The organism is Kitasatospora sp. NPDC051914, assembly GCF_040680995.1.
Lineage (GTDB): Bacteria > Actinomycetota > Actinomycetes > Streptomycetales > Streptomycetaceae > Kitasatospora.
Genome location: NZ_JBFAXX010000016.1, coordinates 62,498 through 78,164 on the forward strand (window position 1 = coordinate 62,498; position 15,667 = coordinate 78,164).

Consider the following 15,667-nt stretch of genomic DNA (forward strand, 5'->3'; position numbering starts at 1 on the left):
CAATGGTCTGTTTCCGGGCCATTGAGCGTTCGGAGGGCGCACCCACACCGCTGTGGCTGCGCGCGCGTCCAGGCCCGCCTCACTCCCCAGGGGTGCCCATGTCCGCCGACCCCACACCCGACCCCGCCGCGCACCACACTCCCGCACCCGTGTTTCCGGCGCCGTCCGAGTCGGTTTCGGCCGACGAACAGCGGCTGCACGAGCTCGGCTACGCCCAGGAGCTGGCCCGCTCGATGTCCGGCTTCTCCAACTTCGCCGTCTCCTTCTCCATCGTCTCGATCCTCTCCGGCTGCCTGACCCTGTACGGGATGGGCATGAACACCGGCGGCCCCGCGATGATCGTCTGGGGCTGGCCGCTGGTCGGCCTGCTCACCCTGTGCGTGGGCCTGGCGATGGCCGAGATCTGTTCCAGCTACCCGACCGCCGGCGGCCTCTACTACTGGTCCGCCAAGCTGGCCCGCAGCCGGGCCGCCGCCTGGTCCTGGTTCACCGGCTGGTTCAACTTCCTCGGCCAGGTCGCGGTGACCGCCGGCGTCGACTACGGCGCCGCGTTCTTCACCAACGCCTTCCTCGCCCTGCAGTTCGGCTTCGAGGCCACGCCGGTGCACACCGTGGAGATCTTCGCGGTGATCCTGCTGCTGCACGGCCTGCTCAACACCCTCGGCGTGAAGCTGGTCGCCCGCCTCAACGACATCTCGGTCTGGTGGCACCTGATCGGCGTCACCGTCATCGTCGGCGCGCTCGCCGTCCTGCCCTCGAAGCACGCCTCCGCGTCCTTCGTCTTCACCGAGTTCGTCAACAAGACCGGTTTCACCAGCAACTTCTACGTCGCCATGCTGGGCCTGCTGCTCGCCCAGTACACCCTCACCGGCTACGACGCCTCCGCGCACATGACCGAGGAGACCCACGACGCCGCCCGCTCCGGGCCGCGCGGCATCGTCAACGCGATCACCGTCTCGCTGGTCGCCGGCTGGGTGCTGCTGCTCGGCATCACCTTCGCCATCCGCGACTACGAGGGCGCGCTCGGCGGCCCGACCGGCGTCCCGCCCGCGCAGATCTTCATCGACGCCATCGGCACCACCGGCGCCAAGGCGCTGCTGCTGATCGTCATCGGCGCCCAGTTCTTCTGCGGCATGGCCTCCGTCACCGCCAACTCCCGGATGATCTACGCCTTCTCCCGGGACGGCGCACTGCCGGGCTCCGCCCTCTGGCACCGCATCTCGCCGCGCACCCACACCCCCGTCAACGCGGTCTGGCTCGCCACCGGCAGCGCCCTGCTGCTCGGCCTGCCCGCGCTGTGGAACTCCACCGCCTACACCGCGGTCACCTCCATCTCGGTGATCGGCCTGTACATCTCGTACGTCATCCCGACATTCCTCAGACTGCGCCAGGGTGACGCCTTCCAGCGCGGCCCCTGGCATCTGGGCCGCTGGAGCAGGATCATCGGGACCGTCGCGGTCGGCTGGACGGCCGTGATCACCGTGCTGTTCATGCTGCCCACCGTCAGCCCCGTCACCGCCGTCAGCTTCAACTACACGCCCGTCGCGGTCAGCGTCGTCCTCGGCTTCGCAGGCCTGTGGTGGCTGGTCTCCGCCAGGCACTGGTTCACCGGCCCCAAGGTCCACGGCACGCCCGAGGAACTCGCCGCCCTCGAAGCCGAACTGGAGATCCGATGAGCAGCCCCCGGCTCACCCTCGACCGGCTGCGCGAGCTGGTCGCCGACGGCAGCGTGGACACCGTCGTCCTCGCCATCACCGACATGCAGGGCCGCCTGCAGGGCAAGCGCCTCGCCGCCGAGTACTTCCTCACCGACGTCGTCCCCGGCGCCGCCGAGGGCTGCGGCTACCTGCTCGCCGTCGACACCGACATGAACACCGTGGACGGCTACGCCGTCTCCTCCTGGGAGAGCGGCTACGGCGACCTCGTCCTCGCCCCCGACCTCGCCACCCTGCGCATGGTGCCCTGGCACCCGGCCACCGCCATGGTCCAGTGCGACGTCCGGCACCACGACGGCCGCCCGGTCACCGTCTCCCCGCGGCAGGTGCTGCGCCGCCAGCTGGAACGCCTCGCCGGCTACGGCTGGCAGGCGTACGCCGGCACCGAACTCGAGTTCATCGTCTTCCGCGACAGCTACGAACAGGCCTGGGAGCGTGCCTACCACGGCCTCACCCCGGCCAACCAGTACAACGTCGACTACTCGATCCTCGGCACCGCCCGCATCGAACCCCTGCTGCGCCGGCTGCGCAACGAGATGGCCGGCGCCGGCCTCACCGTGGAGTCCGCCAAGGGCGAGTGCAACCTCGGCCAGCACGAGATCGCCTTCAAGTACGCCGACGCCCTCACCACCTGCGACAACCACGCCGTCTACAAGACCGGTGCCAAGGAGATCGCCGCCCAGGAGGGCTGCAGCCTCACCTTCATGGCCAAGTACGACGAGCGCGAGGGCAACTCCTGCCACATCCACCTCAGCCTGCGCGACGCGGCCGGCACCCCGGTGATGGCCGGCGACGGCCCGTACGGCTTCTCCCGCACCATGGAGCACTTCCTCGCCGGGCAGCTCGCGTGCCTGCGCGAGTTCGCGCTGCTGCTCGCACCCACCGTCAACTCCTACAAGCGGTACGTGCCGGGCAGCTTCGCGCCCACCGCGATCGCCTGGGGCCGCGACAACCGCACCTGCGCGCTGCGGGTGGTCGGCCACGGCTCCTCGCTCCGCTTCGAGAACCGCGTCCCCGGCGGCGACGTCAATCCCTACCTGGCGGTCGCCGCACTGATCGCCGCCGGCCTGCACGGCATCGAGCACCAGCTCGAACTGGAGCCGGAGTTCACCGGCAACGCGTACGCCTCCGACGCCCCCCGGGTGCCCGCCACGCTGCGCGACGCGGTGGACGCCTTCGAGGGCAGCGAGGCCGCCACCGAGGCCTTCGGCAAGGACGTCGTCCGGCACTACGCCCACGCCGGCCGGGTCGAACTCGCCGCCTACGACCGGGCGGTGACCGACTGGGAGCGGCGCCGCGGATTCGAGCGGCTGTGAGCACCCTGCACCACCGCCCGCTGATCGGCATCACCAGCTACCAGGAGGAGGCCGCCTGGTCGGTGTGGCAGCAGCGCGCCTCGCTCGTCCCGCAGACCTACGTCGACGCGGTCTCCCGGGCCGGCGGCACACCCGTCCTGCTGCCCCCGCAGCCCGGCGGCGCCGGCCGGCTGGTCGACGCGCTCGACGGGCTGGTCCTCGCCGGCGGCTCCGACATCGACCCGGCCCGGTACGGCGCCGCCGCCGACCCGCGCACGGGGGAGCCCCACCGGCCCCGCGACGCCTGGGAGTCCGAGGTGCTGGAGGCGGCCCTGGAGCGGGACCTGCCGCTGCTCGGCGTCTGCCGCGGCATGCAGCTGCTCAACGTGGCGCTCGGCGGCACCCTCCTCCAGCACCTCCCCGACGGCAGCCACCAGCACGTCCCGGCGGAGTACGTGCGGCAGCCCGTCCGCATCCGGCCGGGCAGCCGGACGGCCGCCGTCCTCGGCGACCACACCAAGGTCAACTGCTACCACCACCAGGCCGTCGCCCGCCTCGGCACCGGCCTGCACCCCACCGCCTGGAGCGCCGACGAGACCGTCGAGGCCGTCGAACTCCCCGGCCACCGCTTCGCGCTGGGCGTCCAGTGGCACCCCGAGACCGACCCCGACGACCTCCGCCTCTTCGAGGCACTCGTGCACGCGGCGGGCGGCGCCCCCGGAGGCGCGGGCAGCACCCCGAGCATTGTTCCTCCACCGGACAAGGAGCCCTTCTGATGACCGACCCCGACCGCTACCAGGTGGTCAACCCGGCGACGGAGGAGGTGATCACCACCGTCGACATGGCCGGCCTCGCGGAGACGGACGCCGCGATCGCGAGGGCCAGGGCGGCGTTCGAGCCGTGGCGGCGCCTCGCCCCGGCGGACCGGGCCCGCCTGCTGCGGGCGTTCGCCGCGGCGGTGGACGCCGACCGCGAGCACCTGGCCGCCCTGGAGGTCGCCAACGCCGGGCACACCATCGGCAACGCCCGCTGGGAGGCGGGCAACGCCCGCGACGTCATCGAGTACTACGCCGCCGCGCCCGAGCGGCTGTTCGGCCGGCAGATCCCGGTGGCCGGCGGCATCGACGTGACGTTCAAGGAGCCGCTGGGCGTCGTCGGCATCATCGTGCCGTGGAACTTCCCGATGCCGATCGCCGCCTGGGGCCTCGCCCCGGCCCTCGCGGCGGGCAACACGGTCGTCCTGAAGCCCGCCGAGCTCACCCCGCTGACCGCGCTGCGGCTCGGTGAACTCGCCCTGCAGGCCGGCATTCCGGAGGGCGTGCTGGAGGTCCTGCCCGGCCGCGGCCCGGTGGTCGGGCAGCGCTTCGTGACCCACCCGGACGTCCGCAAGGTGGTGTTCACCGGTTCCACCCGGGTCGGCAAGGAGATCATGGCGGGCTGCGCGGCCCAGGTGAAGCCGGTGACCCTGGAGCTGGGCGGCAAGAGCGCCAACATCGTCTTCGCCGACGCCGATCTGGCGAAGGCCGCCGCCACCGCGCCGTACGCAGTGTTCGACAACGCGGGGCAGGACTGCTGCGCGCGCTCCCGGATCCTGGTCGAGGAGTCCGCGTACGAGGACTTCCTGGCGCTGCTGGAGCCGGCCGTCCGCGGGGTGCGGGTCGGCGACCCGGCGGACGAGAAGACCGAGATGGGGCCGCTGATCTCGGCCGCGCACCGCGAGCGGGTGGCCTCGTACGTGACGGCGGCGGCGTTCACCGGCAGCGCGCCGGAGGGGCCGGGCTTCTGGTACCCGCCGACGGTGCTGGCGCCCGTGCGGCACGACGACCGGGCCTTCACCGAGGAGATCTTCGGCCCGGTGGTGGCGGTGGTGCCGTTCCGCGGCGAGGCGGACGCGGTGCGGATCGCCAACGCCACCGACTACGGGCTGTCCGGCTCGATCTGGACGAGGGACGTGGGCCGGGCCCTGCGGGTCGCCCGCGGCGTGGAGGCGGGCAACCTGTCCGTCAACTCGCACTCCTCGGTGCGCTACTCGACGCCGTTCGGCGGATTCAAGCAGTCCGGCCTGGGCCGCGAGCTCGGCCCGGACGCCCTCGACGCTTTCACCGAGACCAAGAACGTCTTCATCTCCACGGAGGAGTGACCAGCATGACCAAGCGACTGGACGGCCGGGTGGCGGTCATCACCGGAGCGGGCAGCGGCATCGGCCTGGCCACCGCGCGGCGCTTCGCCGCGGAGGGCGCCAAGGTCGTCTGCGTGGACCTCGACGAGGAGACCGGCGCCAAGGCCGCCAACGAGGTCGGCGGCCTCTTCGTGCGGGCCGACGTCACCGACGAGGACGCGGTGCGCGGCATGTACGAGCGGGCGGTCGAGGAGTACGGCAGCCTGGACATCGCCTTCAACAACGCGGGCATCTCCCCGCCGGACGACGACTCCATCCTCACCACCGGCCTGGAGGCGTGGAAGCGCGTCCAGGACGTCAACCTGACCAGCGTCTACCTGTGCTGCAAGTACGCGATCCCGCACATGCAGCGGCAGGGCAAGGGCTCGATCATCAACACCGCCTCCTTCGTGGCGGTGATGGGCGCGGCGACCTCGCAGATCTCCTACTCCGCGTCCAAGGGCGGGGTGCTGGCGATGTCCCGGGAGCTGGGCGTGCAGTTCGCCCGCGAGGGCATCCGGATCAACGCGCTCTGCCCGGGGCCGGTCAACACCCCGCTGCTGCAGGAGCTGTTCGCCAAGGACCCGGAGCGGGCCGCCCGCCGCCTGGTGCACATCCCGCTCGGCCGGTTCGCCGAGCCGGAGGAGATCGCCGCCGCGGTGGCCTTCCTGGCCAGCGACGACTCCTCGTTCATGACCGCCAACACCTTCCTGGTGGACGGCGGCATCTCCGGCGCCTACGTCACCCCGCAGTAGACCGACCACGGCGGCGGCCGGGCGGCCCGAGGAGAGGGGTGCCGCCCGGCCGCCGCCGCATCCACGGGTCGGTACGGGGTCAGGAGGACGACTCCCCGCCGACCGCGAGGCCGAGGCCGTAGCCGGCGGCGTCGCCGCCCACCGCGAAGGCCGCACCCTCGGCGGAGTACGCGTCGCCGCCCACCGCGAGGGCGCCCTCGACGAGCGCCTCGGCGTCGCCGCCGACCGCGAGGGCGCCGCCCTCGACGGCGCTGGCGTCGCCGCCGACGGACAGTGCGCCGTGGGCGGAGGCCGTTCCGGCGGCACCGAGGACGGCGAGGCCGGAGATGAGTGCGGCGGTGGTGAACCTGGCAAGGCTGGAGCGCATGAGTCCTCCTGGTCGGAAAGCCGGACGGCACCGATCGTCCGTCCCGCCACCGCCCGCGTACGAACCGACACGGCTCTGTCACCCGCCCGCCTCACCTCGACGGAGCAGCCCTTCGCCCGACCGGGGGAAGGGCTGCGAAGGCACTCGGGCGCCCCTATCGGCCCGCCGAGTGCCGGTGGCGACGGATGCGGGGGAGGTGGAGCGACGGGCGCCGGATCAGCGGCCGGCGCCCGGGGGCAGTTCCAGCTCGAACCACACCACCTTGCCGTCCTTGGTGGCCCGGACTCCCCAGCGGTGCGCCAGTTCGTTGACCAGGTGCATGCCGCGGCCGCCCTCGTCCTCGGCGCGGGCCCGCCGCAGCCGCGGCTCCTGCCGGTCCCGGTCGGCGACCTCCACGGTGAGCACCTGGTTGCGGAACATCCGCAGTTGCACGGGGGCTCCCGCGTGCACCAGGGCGTTGGTGATGAGTTCGCTGGTCAGCAGCTCGACCATGTCGGTGAGCCCGGTCAGCCCCCACTCGGTGAGCGTCTCGCGGGCGAAGCGCCGGGCGTGCCGGACCATGGCGCGGTCCCCGGCGAGGGTGAGGGTGGCGAGCCGGTCGCCGCCGATCGGCCGGGAGTGCGCCATGATCACGGCGATGTCGTCCTGCCCGGCGGCGGCGCCGAGGGCGGCCAGTACGGCGTCGCAGGTCTGCTCCAGCGAGTCGCGGCGTTCGGCGACGGTGCGGCGCAGCAGTTCGATGCCCTCGTCGAGGTCGCGGCCGCGGCGCTCGACGAGTCCGTCGGTGTAGAGGACCAGGATGGCGTCCTCGTCGAGGGTGGTGTGCACGGATTCGAAGGGCACGCCGCCGACGCCGAGCGGGGCGCCCGGGGGCAGCTCCAGCAGTTCGGTGGAGCCGTCGGAGCGGGCGATCACCGGCGGCAGGTGGCCGGCGGTGGCGGCGGTGCAGATCCGGTCGACCGGGTCGAAGAGCACGCAGACGCAGGTGGCGAACTGGCTCTCGCCGATCGCCGCGGCCGCGTCGTCGAGGCGGCGCAGCACCCGGGCCGGGTCCATCTCCAAGGTGATCAGGGTGCGGGCGACGGTGCGCAGCTGGCCCATGGTGGCGGCGGCCCGGATGCCGTGGCCCATCACGTCGCCGACGATCAGGGCGACCCGGCCGCCGCTGAGCGGCACCACGTCGAACCAGTCGCCGCCGACCTCGCTGATGACGCTGCTGGGCAGGTAGCGGTGGGCGATCTCCAGGCCGGGGGTGCGGTGCACGTCCTGCGGGAGGAGGCTGCGCTGCAGGGTGAGCGCGGTGTCCCGCTCGCGCCGGTAGATCCGGGCGTTGTCGATGCAGACGGCGGCCCGGGCGGCGAGTTCCTCGGCGAGCGCCACGTCGGCGTGGGTGAAGGCCTCCGGGTTGCGGGTGCGGACGAACTCGACGCCGCCGAGCACGGTGCCGCGGGCCAGCAGCGGCACCATCAGGTACGAGTGGACACCGGCGTCCAGGCTGGGGGCGATCCGGTCGGGGTGGGCGACGATCCGGCGCAGTGCCTGCTCGTCGACGTGCGGGACGAGGATGGAGCGGCCGGTGCGCAGGCTCTGCGCGTACAGCTGCGCGGAGCGGGAGCCGCCGCCGACCGGGTCCGCGGCGCCGATCATCTTGCCTTCCTCGTCGATCTCGCCGACGGCGACGGCCCGCAGCATCACCGAGCCGTCCCGCGGCACCGGTTCCGGCTCGTCGCCCTCCAGGACGGACTCCAGCAGGTCGACGGTGACGAAGTCGGCGAACCGGGGGAGCACCACGTCGATCAGCTCCTGCGCGGTGCGCTGCAGGTCGAGGGTGGTGCCGATCCGGGTGGAGGCCTCGTTCAGCAGGGCGAGGCGGGCCTGGGCGGCGCCGGCCGCCTCCAGGGCCCGCTGCCGCTGCTCGGCGGCGTCCCGCTCGCGGGTGTACAGCAGGGCGTTGTCGATGGAGACGGCGGCGCGGGCGGCGAGCTCCCCGGCGAGGCGTAGGTCCTCCTCGTCGTAGGGGCGTTCGGTGACGCTGCGGTAGAAGGTGGCGATGCCGACGGCGGCCCCGCGGGCGATCAGCGGCACCACCATGACCGAGCGGACCCGCTGTTCGCGGACGGCGGCGGCCCGCTCCGGGTCGTCGTTGAACCAGTTGAGCGTCGGCTCGTCGAGGTGCGGCAGCAGCACCGGGCGGCGGTGGGCGAGCACCCAGGCGTACGGCGTCGACGGGTGGAAGCGGTGCACGCTGCCGACCGGGGAGACCGGGCTCATGCCGCTGCCGGGCACGGTGTGGAAGGCCATCCGGCGCAGCACGGCGGAGCGGTCCGCGCGGCCGGGGCCGCCGGTCTCGGCGCCGCGCACCAGGGCGTCCAGGACTTCGACGACGACGGTGTCGGCGAGCCGGGGGCTGGCGGTCTCGGCGAGTTCGCGGGCGGTCTGGGTGAGGTCGAGGGTGGTGCCGATCCGCGCCGAGGCGGCGTTGACCAGGGCGAGCCGCTCCTGGGCGGCCCGGGCCTCGGTGAGGGCCTGCTCGCGGGCCTGCGCGGTCTGCTGCTGGCGCAGGTAGAGCCGGGCGTTGTCGATGGCGACGGCGGCCCGGGAGGCGAGTTCGTCGCCGAGGGTGCTGTCCTCCGGGCCGAAGCCCTCCCGGTCGGGGCTGCGGGAGTACACCACCATGCCGAGGACGGTGCCGCGGGCGACCAGCGGGGCGACCCGCACCGGCCGCGGGCGGTCGTCGAGGTAGCTGCGGACGCGTTCGGTCAGCGCCTCGTCGGCGAGCAGCGGCAGGTCCCAGTTGGGGGCGACGACCGTCCGGCCGGAGGTGAGGACCTGCTCGTAGACCGAGCCGGGCGGCACCCGGTAGACGGCCTCGGTGGGCAGGTCGGCGATCGGGTGCTCCGGGTCGGCGGTGGCGACGGCGAGGCGGCGCACCCGCAGCCCGTCGTCCACGGCGGCCGCGTCGGTGCCGGAGACGAGGTGTTCCAGGGCGAAGACGCCGACCGCGTCGGCGAGCCTCGGCACGATCACCTCGGCGAGCTCCCGGGCGGTCTGGCGCAGGTCCAGGGTGGTGCCGATGGAGGCGGTGGCGTCGGCGAGCACGGTGAGGCGTTCGCGGGCGAGGGCGGCGGCGTGCTCGGCCCGGTAGCGCTCGGTGACGTCGACGATGGTCGAGCTGACGCCGAGCACGTGCCCGCCGGGCTCCTCCAGCCGGAAGTACGAGGCGGACCAGGCGTGGTCGTGGGTGGGGTCGCCGGGGGTGCGGCCGTGCGAGCGGGAGTCGACGACCGGCGGGCCGCCCTCCAGCACCTTGCGCATGACGGCCTCGACCTCGCGGCCGTTGATGCCGGGCAGCACCTCGGTGACCCGCCTCCCCAGGTGCTCGGCGACCGGGAGGCCGTTGATCCGGGCGAGGGCGTCGTTCAGCCGGACGAAGCGCAGCTCCGGGTCGTAGACGGCCATGCCGACCGGGGACTGGGTGAAGAAGCCGTCCAAGACGGCGAGGTCGGCCTGCAGCCGGCGCAGCGTGGTCACGTCGGAGGCGACGGCCAGCACCAGGGGATGCCCGTCGGGGCCGTTGATCGGGTGGGTGCGGAACTCGAGGTTCACGTGGTGGCCCTCGCGGTGCTTGACCGGGAACACCCCGGACCAGGCGCGGCCGCTGAGGATGTGATCGAACAGGACCAGCACGTCCTCGCGCTGCTCCTCGGTGATCAGCAGGTTCGCCGCGAACTCGCCGACGGCCTCCTCGGTGCTGTAACCGAGCAGCGTCTCGGCGTCCCGGCTCCAGTGCAGGATGCGCCCGTCGTCGGCGATGAGTGCGGTGGCGATCGGCACCATGAGCAGCCCGTCCTGGGCAGGCCGGACGGGCCCCTCCGAAGCCGTTTCCCGGCGGTTCGGCGGGCTCGTGCCCTGCTCGGGATCGTCCATGCCAGGCACCGTCCAGGAGATCGGCGTTCCGCCCTGCCATCCTCCCATGGCTGCCGGAGCCCGCACAGAGGAGCGCACGGGGCCGGGGCACGCCCCGGGCCGCCCGGGGGTACGGGCGGGGCCGATAGGGTTCGCACGGTGAGACGCAGGTCAGGCATCCCGGCGAGCCCGCTGCCGCAGCGGGACGGCATCGACGCGGTCCGGCTCCGGCTGCCCCCGGACGGGCCGTGGCCGACCGTCCGCGGCTACCTCCTGGAGCGTTACGGCCGGGCGATCGGCCCCGCGCGGGTCGAGACGATGCTGCGCGAGGGCGTCTTCGTCACCACCGGGGGCCCGCTCACCGCGGACACGGCCTACCGGCCGGGGGAGTTCGTCTGGTTCCACCGCGAGCTGGAGCCGGAGACGCCGGTGCCCTTCGAGGTGGAGGTGCTGTACCGGGACGAGCGGATCGTGGTCGTCGACAAGCCGCACTTCCTGTCCACCACCCCGCGCGGCCGCCATGTCACCGAGACGGCCCTCGCCCGGCTGCGCCGCGACCTCGGTCTGCCAGGCCTCGGCCCGGCGCACCGCCTGGACCGGCTGACCGCCGGGCTGGTGCTGTTCGTCGCCCGCCCCGAGCTGCGCGGCGCCTACCAGGGGCTGTTCGAGCGCCGCGCGGTCCGCAAGGAGTACGAGGCGATCGCCGGGTACGACCCGCAGCGGCCGCTGCCCGCCACCGTCCGCAGCCGGATCGTCAAGGAGCGGGGCGAGCTCGCCGCCCGCGAGGTCGAGGGCGAACCCAACAGCGAGAGCCGGATCGAACTCGCGGAGCACCGCGACGGGCTCGGCCGCTACCGCCTCCACCCGCACACCGGCCGCACCCACCAGCTGCGGCTGCACATGGCCTCGCTCGGCCTGCCGATCCTCGGCGACCCGCTCTACCCGCAGGTGCTCGCCGAGCCCGCCCCGGACGACTTCCGCCGTCCGCTCCAACTGCTGGGCGCAGTGCTGGAGTTCACCGACCCGGTGAGCAAGCGTCCGCTGCGCTTCGACAGCCGCCGCACCCTCCGCGCCTGGACGTCCCGCCCCTCCTGGGAGGCCGGAGCCTAGCGCAGGGCGCTCGACCGGTCGCGCCCCCGGGTGAACCGCTGTCAGAGATCCTCTGCGGCGAGCGCCCGCACCGTCGCGACGGTGTCCGCCTCGGCCGCGGTCTTGTCCTCCCGGTAGCGGATCACCCGGGCGAAGCGCAGGGCCAGCCCCGCCGGGTACCGCGGGCTGCGCTGCAGCCCGTCGAAGGCGACCTCCACCACCAGCTCCGGCCGCACCCGCACGTCGTACGCGCCGCGGCCGGTCTCCCGGGCCAGCAGCTCTCGGGTCTGCCAGGCCAGCAGTTCGTCGGTGAGGCCCTTGAAGGTCTTGCCGAGCATCACCCACTCCGGCAGCCCCTCCTCGCCGCCGGAACGCGCCCCCAGGTGCAGGTTGCTCAGGTAGCCCTGCCGCCGCCCGGTGCCCCATTCGGCGGCGAGCACCACCAGGTCCAGGGTGTGGTGCGGCTTCACCTTGATCCACCCCGCGCCGCGCCGGCCGGCCTCGTACGCCGCCGCCGGGTCCTTGACCACCACGCCCTCGTGGCCGTGGCCGAGGGCACCGTCCAGGAAGGCGGCGGCCTCCGCGGGGTCGGCGGTGACCAGCCGCGGCACCCGCAGGGCGCCGTCCACCAGGCCGGCCAGTGCGGCCCAGCGCCGCTCACCCGGCTCGTCGATCAGGTCGGTGCCGTCCAGGTGCAGCAGGTCGAAGAAGTACGGGTGCAGCGGCACCTCGGCGCGCAGCCGCTGCGGGTCCTGCCGGGAGGCGGTGCGGGCGGCCGTCACCTGGAAGGGCCGCGGCCGCCCGTCCGGGCCCAGGGCGATCGCCTCGCCGTCCAGGACGGCCGAGCGGACGGGCAGCGCCAGTGCGGCCTCGACGAGCTCCGGGACGCGCGCGGTGATGTCGTCCAGGCTGCGGGTGAACACCCCGACCTCGCCGCCGTCCCGGTGCACCTGCACCCTGATGCCGTCCAGCTTCCACTCCAGGACCGCCGGGGAGACCTTCGCCAGCGCCTCCGCGACGCCCGGCGCGGAGGAGGCCAGCATCGGCCGCACCGGCCGGCCCACCTCCAGCCCGAACGCGGCCAGCGCCGAGGCACCGCCGGTCAGCGCGGCCTCCGTGACGGCCCGCGCCGAGCCGCGGAACATCAGCGCCCGCCGCACCGCGGCCGCGGGCACCCCGGCGGCCTTCGCCACCGCCTCGGCCATCACGCCGTCCAGCGCGCCCTGCCGCAGCTCGCCGACCAGCACCCCGCGCAGCAGCCGCTGCTCCGCCCCGGTGGCCCGCCCGAACAGGCCGTCCAGCAGCTCCCGCCGGGCGGTCTGCGCACCGCGCCCGTGCACCGCGGCCAGCTCCGCCAGCAGCCCCTCCGTCTCGGCGACGCCGAGCGAGGGCCCGGCGGCCGGGTCCGGCAGCTCGCGCAGCGCCGCGTACCCGACGCCGACCCGCATCCGGCGGGACTCACCGGACAGCAGGGCGGCGGCGGCCGGGCCGTCCTGCGGACCCAGCTCCCGCAGGCAGTCGGCCAGCAGGGCGATCTTCGCGGTCCGGCCGGGCTCGGCGGCGACCGCCTCCGACACCCGGGCGACTCGTTCCAGCACGGCGGGCTCCCGTCCCGAGGGGGCGACTGCCTGCCATCCTGCCCCGGTCAGCCGCCCAGCGGCACGGTGACGCCGGTCAGGGTGTCGTGGCTGCGGGCCGCGTCGAAGACGCCCGTGAGGTCCGGGTGCCGGCCGACCACGGTGTGCGCCAGTGCCAGCTCCGCGGGCTCCAGACGGCGGGTCAGCCCGACGTGCGGGGCCCAGCGGCCCGGCAGGTAGTGCGGGTCGGGCTGCTCGGCGCCGTCCAGCAGCAGCCACACCCGGCGGTGCAGGTCGACCAGCTCGAAGGTCGGCACCAGCGACCAGCTCAGCACCCGCCGCCGGCTGCGCGCCGAGAACGACAGCAGCCCGGTCAGCCGCACCGGCAGCGGCAGCGCCTCGGCCATCAGCTCGCCCACCGCGTCCAGCGCGCCGTCGGGCGCGGCCCCGCAGGCGGCCAGCGTCAGGTGCGGCCGGTGCCCGGGGTGGGTGTTGCGGGCCAGGCTCGGCACCCCGGCCCCGGAGAGCTGCTGCCAGACCTCCCGCACCGCCGCGTCGAGGGCGGGCGCGCAGGTCAGCTCGACGGTCTGCATGCGCCCACGCTACGGGCCGGCCCGCACGCCCCCGCCGACGGGGGTTCACCGCGGCGGCCGCCCAACGCGGGCGTCCCGCGGCCCGCCGGGCGACCATGCGAGGGTGACCACCAGCGAGACCAGCCCGCCGGCCGCGGCCGCCGCGCCGCCCGTCCTGGACCGGCGGCAGCGCAACGTCGTCTTCGTCACGATCATGCTCGGCATGCTGCTCGCCGCGCTCGACCAGACCATCGTCGGCACCGCGCTGCCGACCATCGTCTCGGACCTGGGCGGCGCCGAGCACATGTCCTGGGTGGTCACCTCCTACCTGCTCGCCGAGACCGTGACCACGGCGCTGGTCGGCAAGTTCGGCGACCTGTTCGGCCGCAAGCTGGTCTTCCAGGTCTCCGCGATCGTCTTCATCACCGGCTCCTTCCTGTGCGGCCTGGCGACGAACATGTCGCTGCTGATCGCCTGGCGGGCCATGCAGGGCGTCGGCGCCGGCGGTCTGATGGTCACCTCGATGGCGCTGATCGCCGACGTCATCCCGCTGCGCGAGCGCGGCAAGTACCAGGGCGCGATCGGCGCCGTGTTCGGCGTCGCCACCGTGGTCGGGCCGCTGCTCGGCGGCCTGTTCACCGACCACCTGACCTGGCGCTGGGCGTTCTACGTCAACGTGCCGATCGCGATCGTCGTGGTCGTGGCCGCCGCCCGGACGATCCCCTCCGTCCGCTCCGCCGGCCGCCCGGTCATCGACTACCTCGGCATCGGGCTGGTCGCCGTCGGCTCCAGCGCCGTGATCCTGGCGACCAGCTGGGGCGGCAACGAGTACGCCTGGAGCTCGCCGGTGATCATCGGCCTGTTCGCGGGCGGCGCCGTCGCGCTCGGGCTGTTCTGCTGGGCGGAGACCCGCGCGGCCGAACCGATGCTGCCGATGCGGCTGTTCCGCAACCCGGTGTTCTCGGTCTGCTCGGTGCTCAGCTTCATCGTCGGCTTCGCCATGCTCGGCGCGATGACCTTCCTGCCGACCTTCCTGCAGTACGTCGACGGCGACTCGGCGACCGTCTCCGGCGTGCGGACCCTCCCGATGGTCTTCGGTCTGCTGGTCGCCTCGGTCTTCAGCGGCACCGTGGTCAGCCGCACCGGCCGCTACCGGATCTTCCCGATCGTCGGCTCCGCCGTCATGGCCGTCGGCCTCTACCTGCTGTCGCTGATGGACGCCGACACCCTGAGCTGGCTGCAGTCGCTGTACATGCTCGTCCTCGGCGCCGGCATCGGCCTGTGCATGCAGGTGCTCACCATCGCCGTCCAGAACACCGTCGACTACGCCGACCTCGGCACCGCCACCTCCGGCGTCACCTTCTTCCGCACCCTCGGCAGCTCCTTCGGCACCGCCGTCTTCGGCACCATCTACACCAACACCCTCGGCGACCGCCTCGCCGAGGGGATCGCCGCCTCGGCGAGCCTCACCGGAGCCGACCCGGCCGCCCTGGCGCGCGCCGCCGAGAACCCGAAGGCGCTGCACGAACTGCCCGCCGACCAGGCCGCCCCGATCGTCGACGCGTACGCCGACGCCCTGCACACCGTCTTCCTGTGGACGGTGCCGGTCGCCGCGATCGGCTTCGTCGTCGCGCTCTTCCTCAAGCAGGTGAAGCTCCGCGACTCCACCCGCGCCACCTCCACCGACATGGGGGAGGGCTTCGCCCAGCCGGTCTCCGGGGACTCCGCGCGGGTGCTCGAACTCTCCGTCGCCACCATCATCCGCAGCACCGACCTGGAGACCGCCCGGCGGATCGTCGACGGGTCCGGGACGCGGCTGGACATGGCCCAGGCCTGGGCGGTCATGCAGGTCGAACTCTTCACCCGCACCGTCGGCCACTCCTCCCTGGCGCTGATCGCGGCCCGCCGGAGGCTCCCGCCGGAGGTGCTCGAACCGGTCTTCACCCGTGCCGTCACCGAGGGCTGGCTCTCCCGGGTCAACGGCTACTACATGCACACCGAGGCCGGGCAGGTGGAGGCCGGGAAGATCAGCCACGCCTGGGCCCGGTGGCTCTACGAACAGCTGGAACGGGAGGCCGGCCGCCCCCGCAGCGCCGAATTCCGCGCTGCTGTCGACACCATCGCCAAACGCCTCATCGCCGAAGACCTCACCGAAGGCCTCCCCGCCCGCCAACTGAACCGGTAGGGGAAGCCGACAGGCCGCGGGTCGCCCTACGGGTCAACCCACACCCCT

The 15,667-nt window shown here is 73.8% G+C and carries 11 protein-coding genes; 7 read left to right on the forward strand and 4 right to left on the reverse strand.

The annotated features are described in order from the left end of the window. Nucleotides 1-98: 98 nt before the first annotated feature. The 5 genes from AB0M03_RS13100 to AB0M03_RS13120 are packed head-to-tail and all read left to right on the forward strand — an operon-like array spanning nucleotide 99 to nucleotide 5,923. Nucleotides 99-1,676, forward strand: a complete 1,578-nt coding sequence (locus AB0M03_RS13100; RefSeq protein WP_363491470.1) for an amino acid permease — start codon at nucleotides 99-101, stop codon at nucleotides 1,674-1,676. Beyond that, complete coding sequence (locus AB0M03_RS13105) at nucleotides 1,673-3,031, forward strand: glutamine synthetase family protein (protein WP_363491471.1); 1,359 nt, start codon at nucleotides 1,673-1,675, stop codon at nucleotides 3,029-3,031. The genes AB0M03_RS13100 and AB0M03_RS13105 overlap by 4 nt, the downstream gene beginning before the upstream one ends. Continuing rightward, on the forward strand, nucleotides 3,028-3,786 hold the full coding sequence (locus AB0M03_RS13110; protein ID WP_363491472.1) for a gamma-glutamyl-gamma-aminobutyrate hydrolase family protein: 759 nt from the start codon (nucleotides 3,028-3,030) through the stop codon (nucleotides 3,784-3,786). The genes AB0M03_RS13105 and AB0M03_RS13110 overlap by 4 nt, the downstream gene beginning before the upstream one ends. Then, on the forward strand, nucleotides 3,786-5,150 hold the full coding sequence (locus tag AB0M03_RS13115; protein WP_363491473.1) for an aldehyde dehydrogenase family protein: 1,365 nt from the start codon (nucleotides 3,786-3,788) through the stop codon (nucleotides 5,148-5,150). Before AB0M03_RS13110 ends, AB0M03_RS13115 begins: the two co-directional genes overlap by 1 nt. 5 nt (nucleotides 5,151-5,155) lie before the next feature. Next, nucleotides 5,156-5,923, forward strand: a complete 768-nt coding sequence (locus tag AB0M03_RS13120) for a 3-oxoacyl-ACP reductase (protein WP_363491474.1) — start codon at nucleotides 5,156-5,158, stop codon at nucleotides 5,921-5,923. A 79-nt stretch (nucleotides 5,924-6,002) separates the two neighbouring features. Here the strand turns inward: AB0M03_RS13120 and AB0M03_RS13125 are convergent, their stop codons facing one another. Then, a complete protein-coding gene (locus tag AB0M03_RS13125) occupies nucleotides 6,003-6,290 on the reverse strand; it encodes a hypothetical protein (RefSeq protein ID WP_363491475.1) in 288 nt (95 codons plus the stop codon). Between the two features lie 216 nt (nucleotides 6,291-6,506). Further along, the gene (locus tag AB0M03_RS13130) at nucleotides 6,507-10,217 is read right to left on the reverse strand and encodes a SpoIIE family protein phosphatase (RefSeq protein WP_363491476.1); all 3,711 of its coding nucleotides are present in this window, start codon (nucleotides 10,215-10,217) and stop codon (nucleotides 6,507-6,509) included. Nucleotides 10,218-10,355: 138 nt separating this feature from the next. On the opposite strand from AB0M03_RS13130, the gene AB0M03_RS13135 reads away from it, so the two are divergent. Beyond that, a complete protein-coding gene (locus AB0M03_RS13135; protein WP_363491477.1) occupies nucleotides 10,356-11,306 on the forward strand; it encodes an RluA family pseudouridine synthase in 951 nt (316 codons plus the stop codon). Between the two features lie 41 nt (nucleotides 11,307-11,347). Here the strand turns inward: AB0M03_RS13135 and AB0M03_RS13140 are convergent, their stop codons facing one another. Both AB0M03_RS13140 and AB0M03_RS13145 read right to left on the reverse strand, forming a co-directional pair. Further along, entirely contained in the window at nucleotides 11,348-12,883 is a 1,536-nt protein-coding gene (locus AB0M03_RS13140) for an ATP-dependent DNA ligase (RefSeq protein WP_363491478.1), read from the reverse strand. 47 nt (nucleotides 12,884-12,930) lie between these two features. Then, nucleotides 12,931-13,455, reverse strand: a complete 525-nt coding sequence (locus tag AB0M03_RS13145) for a 2'-5' RNA ligase family protein (RefSeq protein ID WP_363491479.1) — start codon at nucleotides 13,453-13,455, stop codon at nucleotides 12,931-12,933. Between the two features lie 103 nt (nucleotides 13,456-13,558). Here AB0M03_RS13145 and AB0M03_RS13150 point away from each other — a divergent pair, with 103 nt between their 5' ends. Next, nucleotides 13,559-15,619: an MDR family MFS transporter gene (locus AB0M03_RS13150; protein ID WP_363491480.1), complete on the forward strand. Its 2,061-nt coding sequence runs from the start codon at nucleotides 13,559-13,561 to the stop codon at nucleotides 15,617-15,619. Nucleotides 15,620-15,667 lie beyond the last annotated feature (48 nt).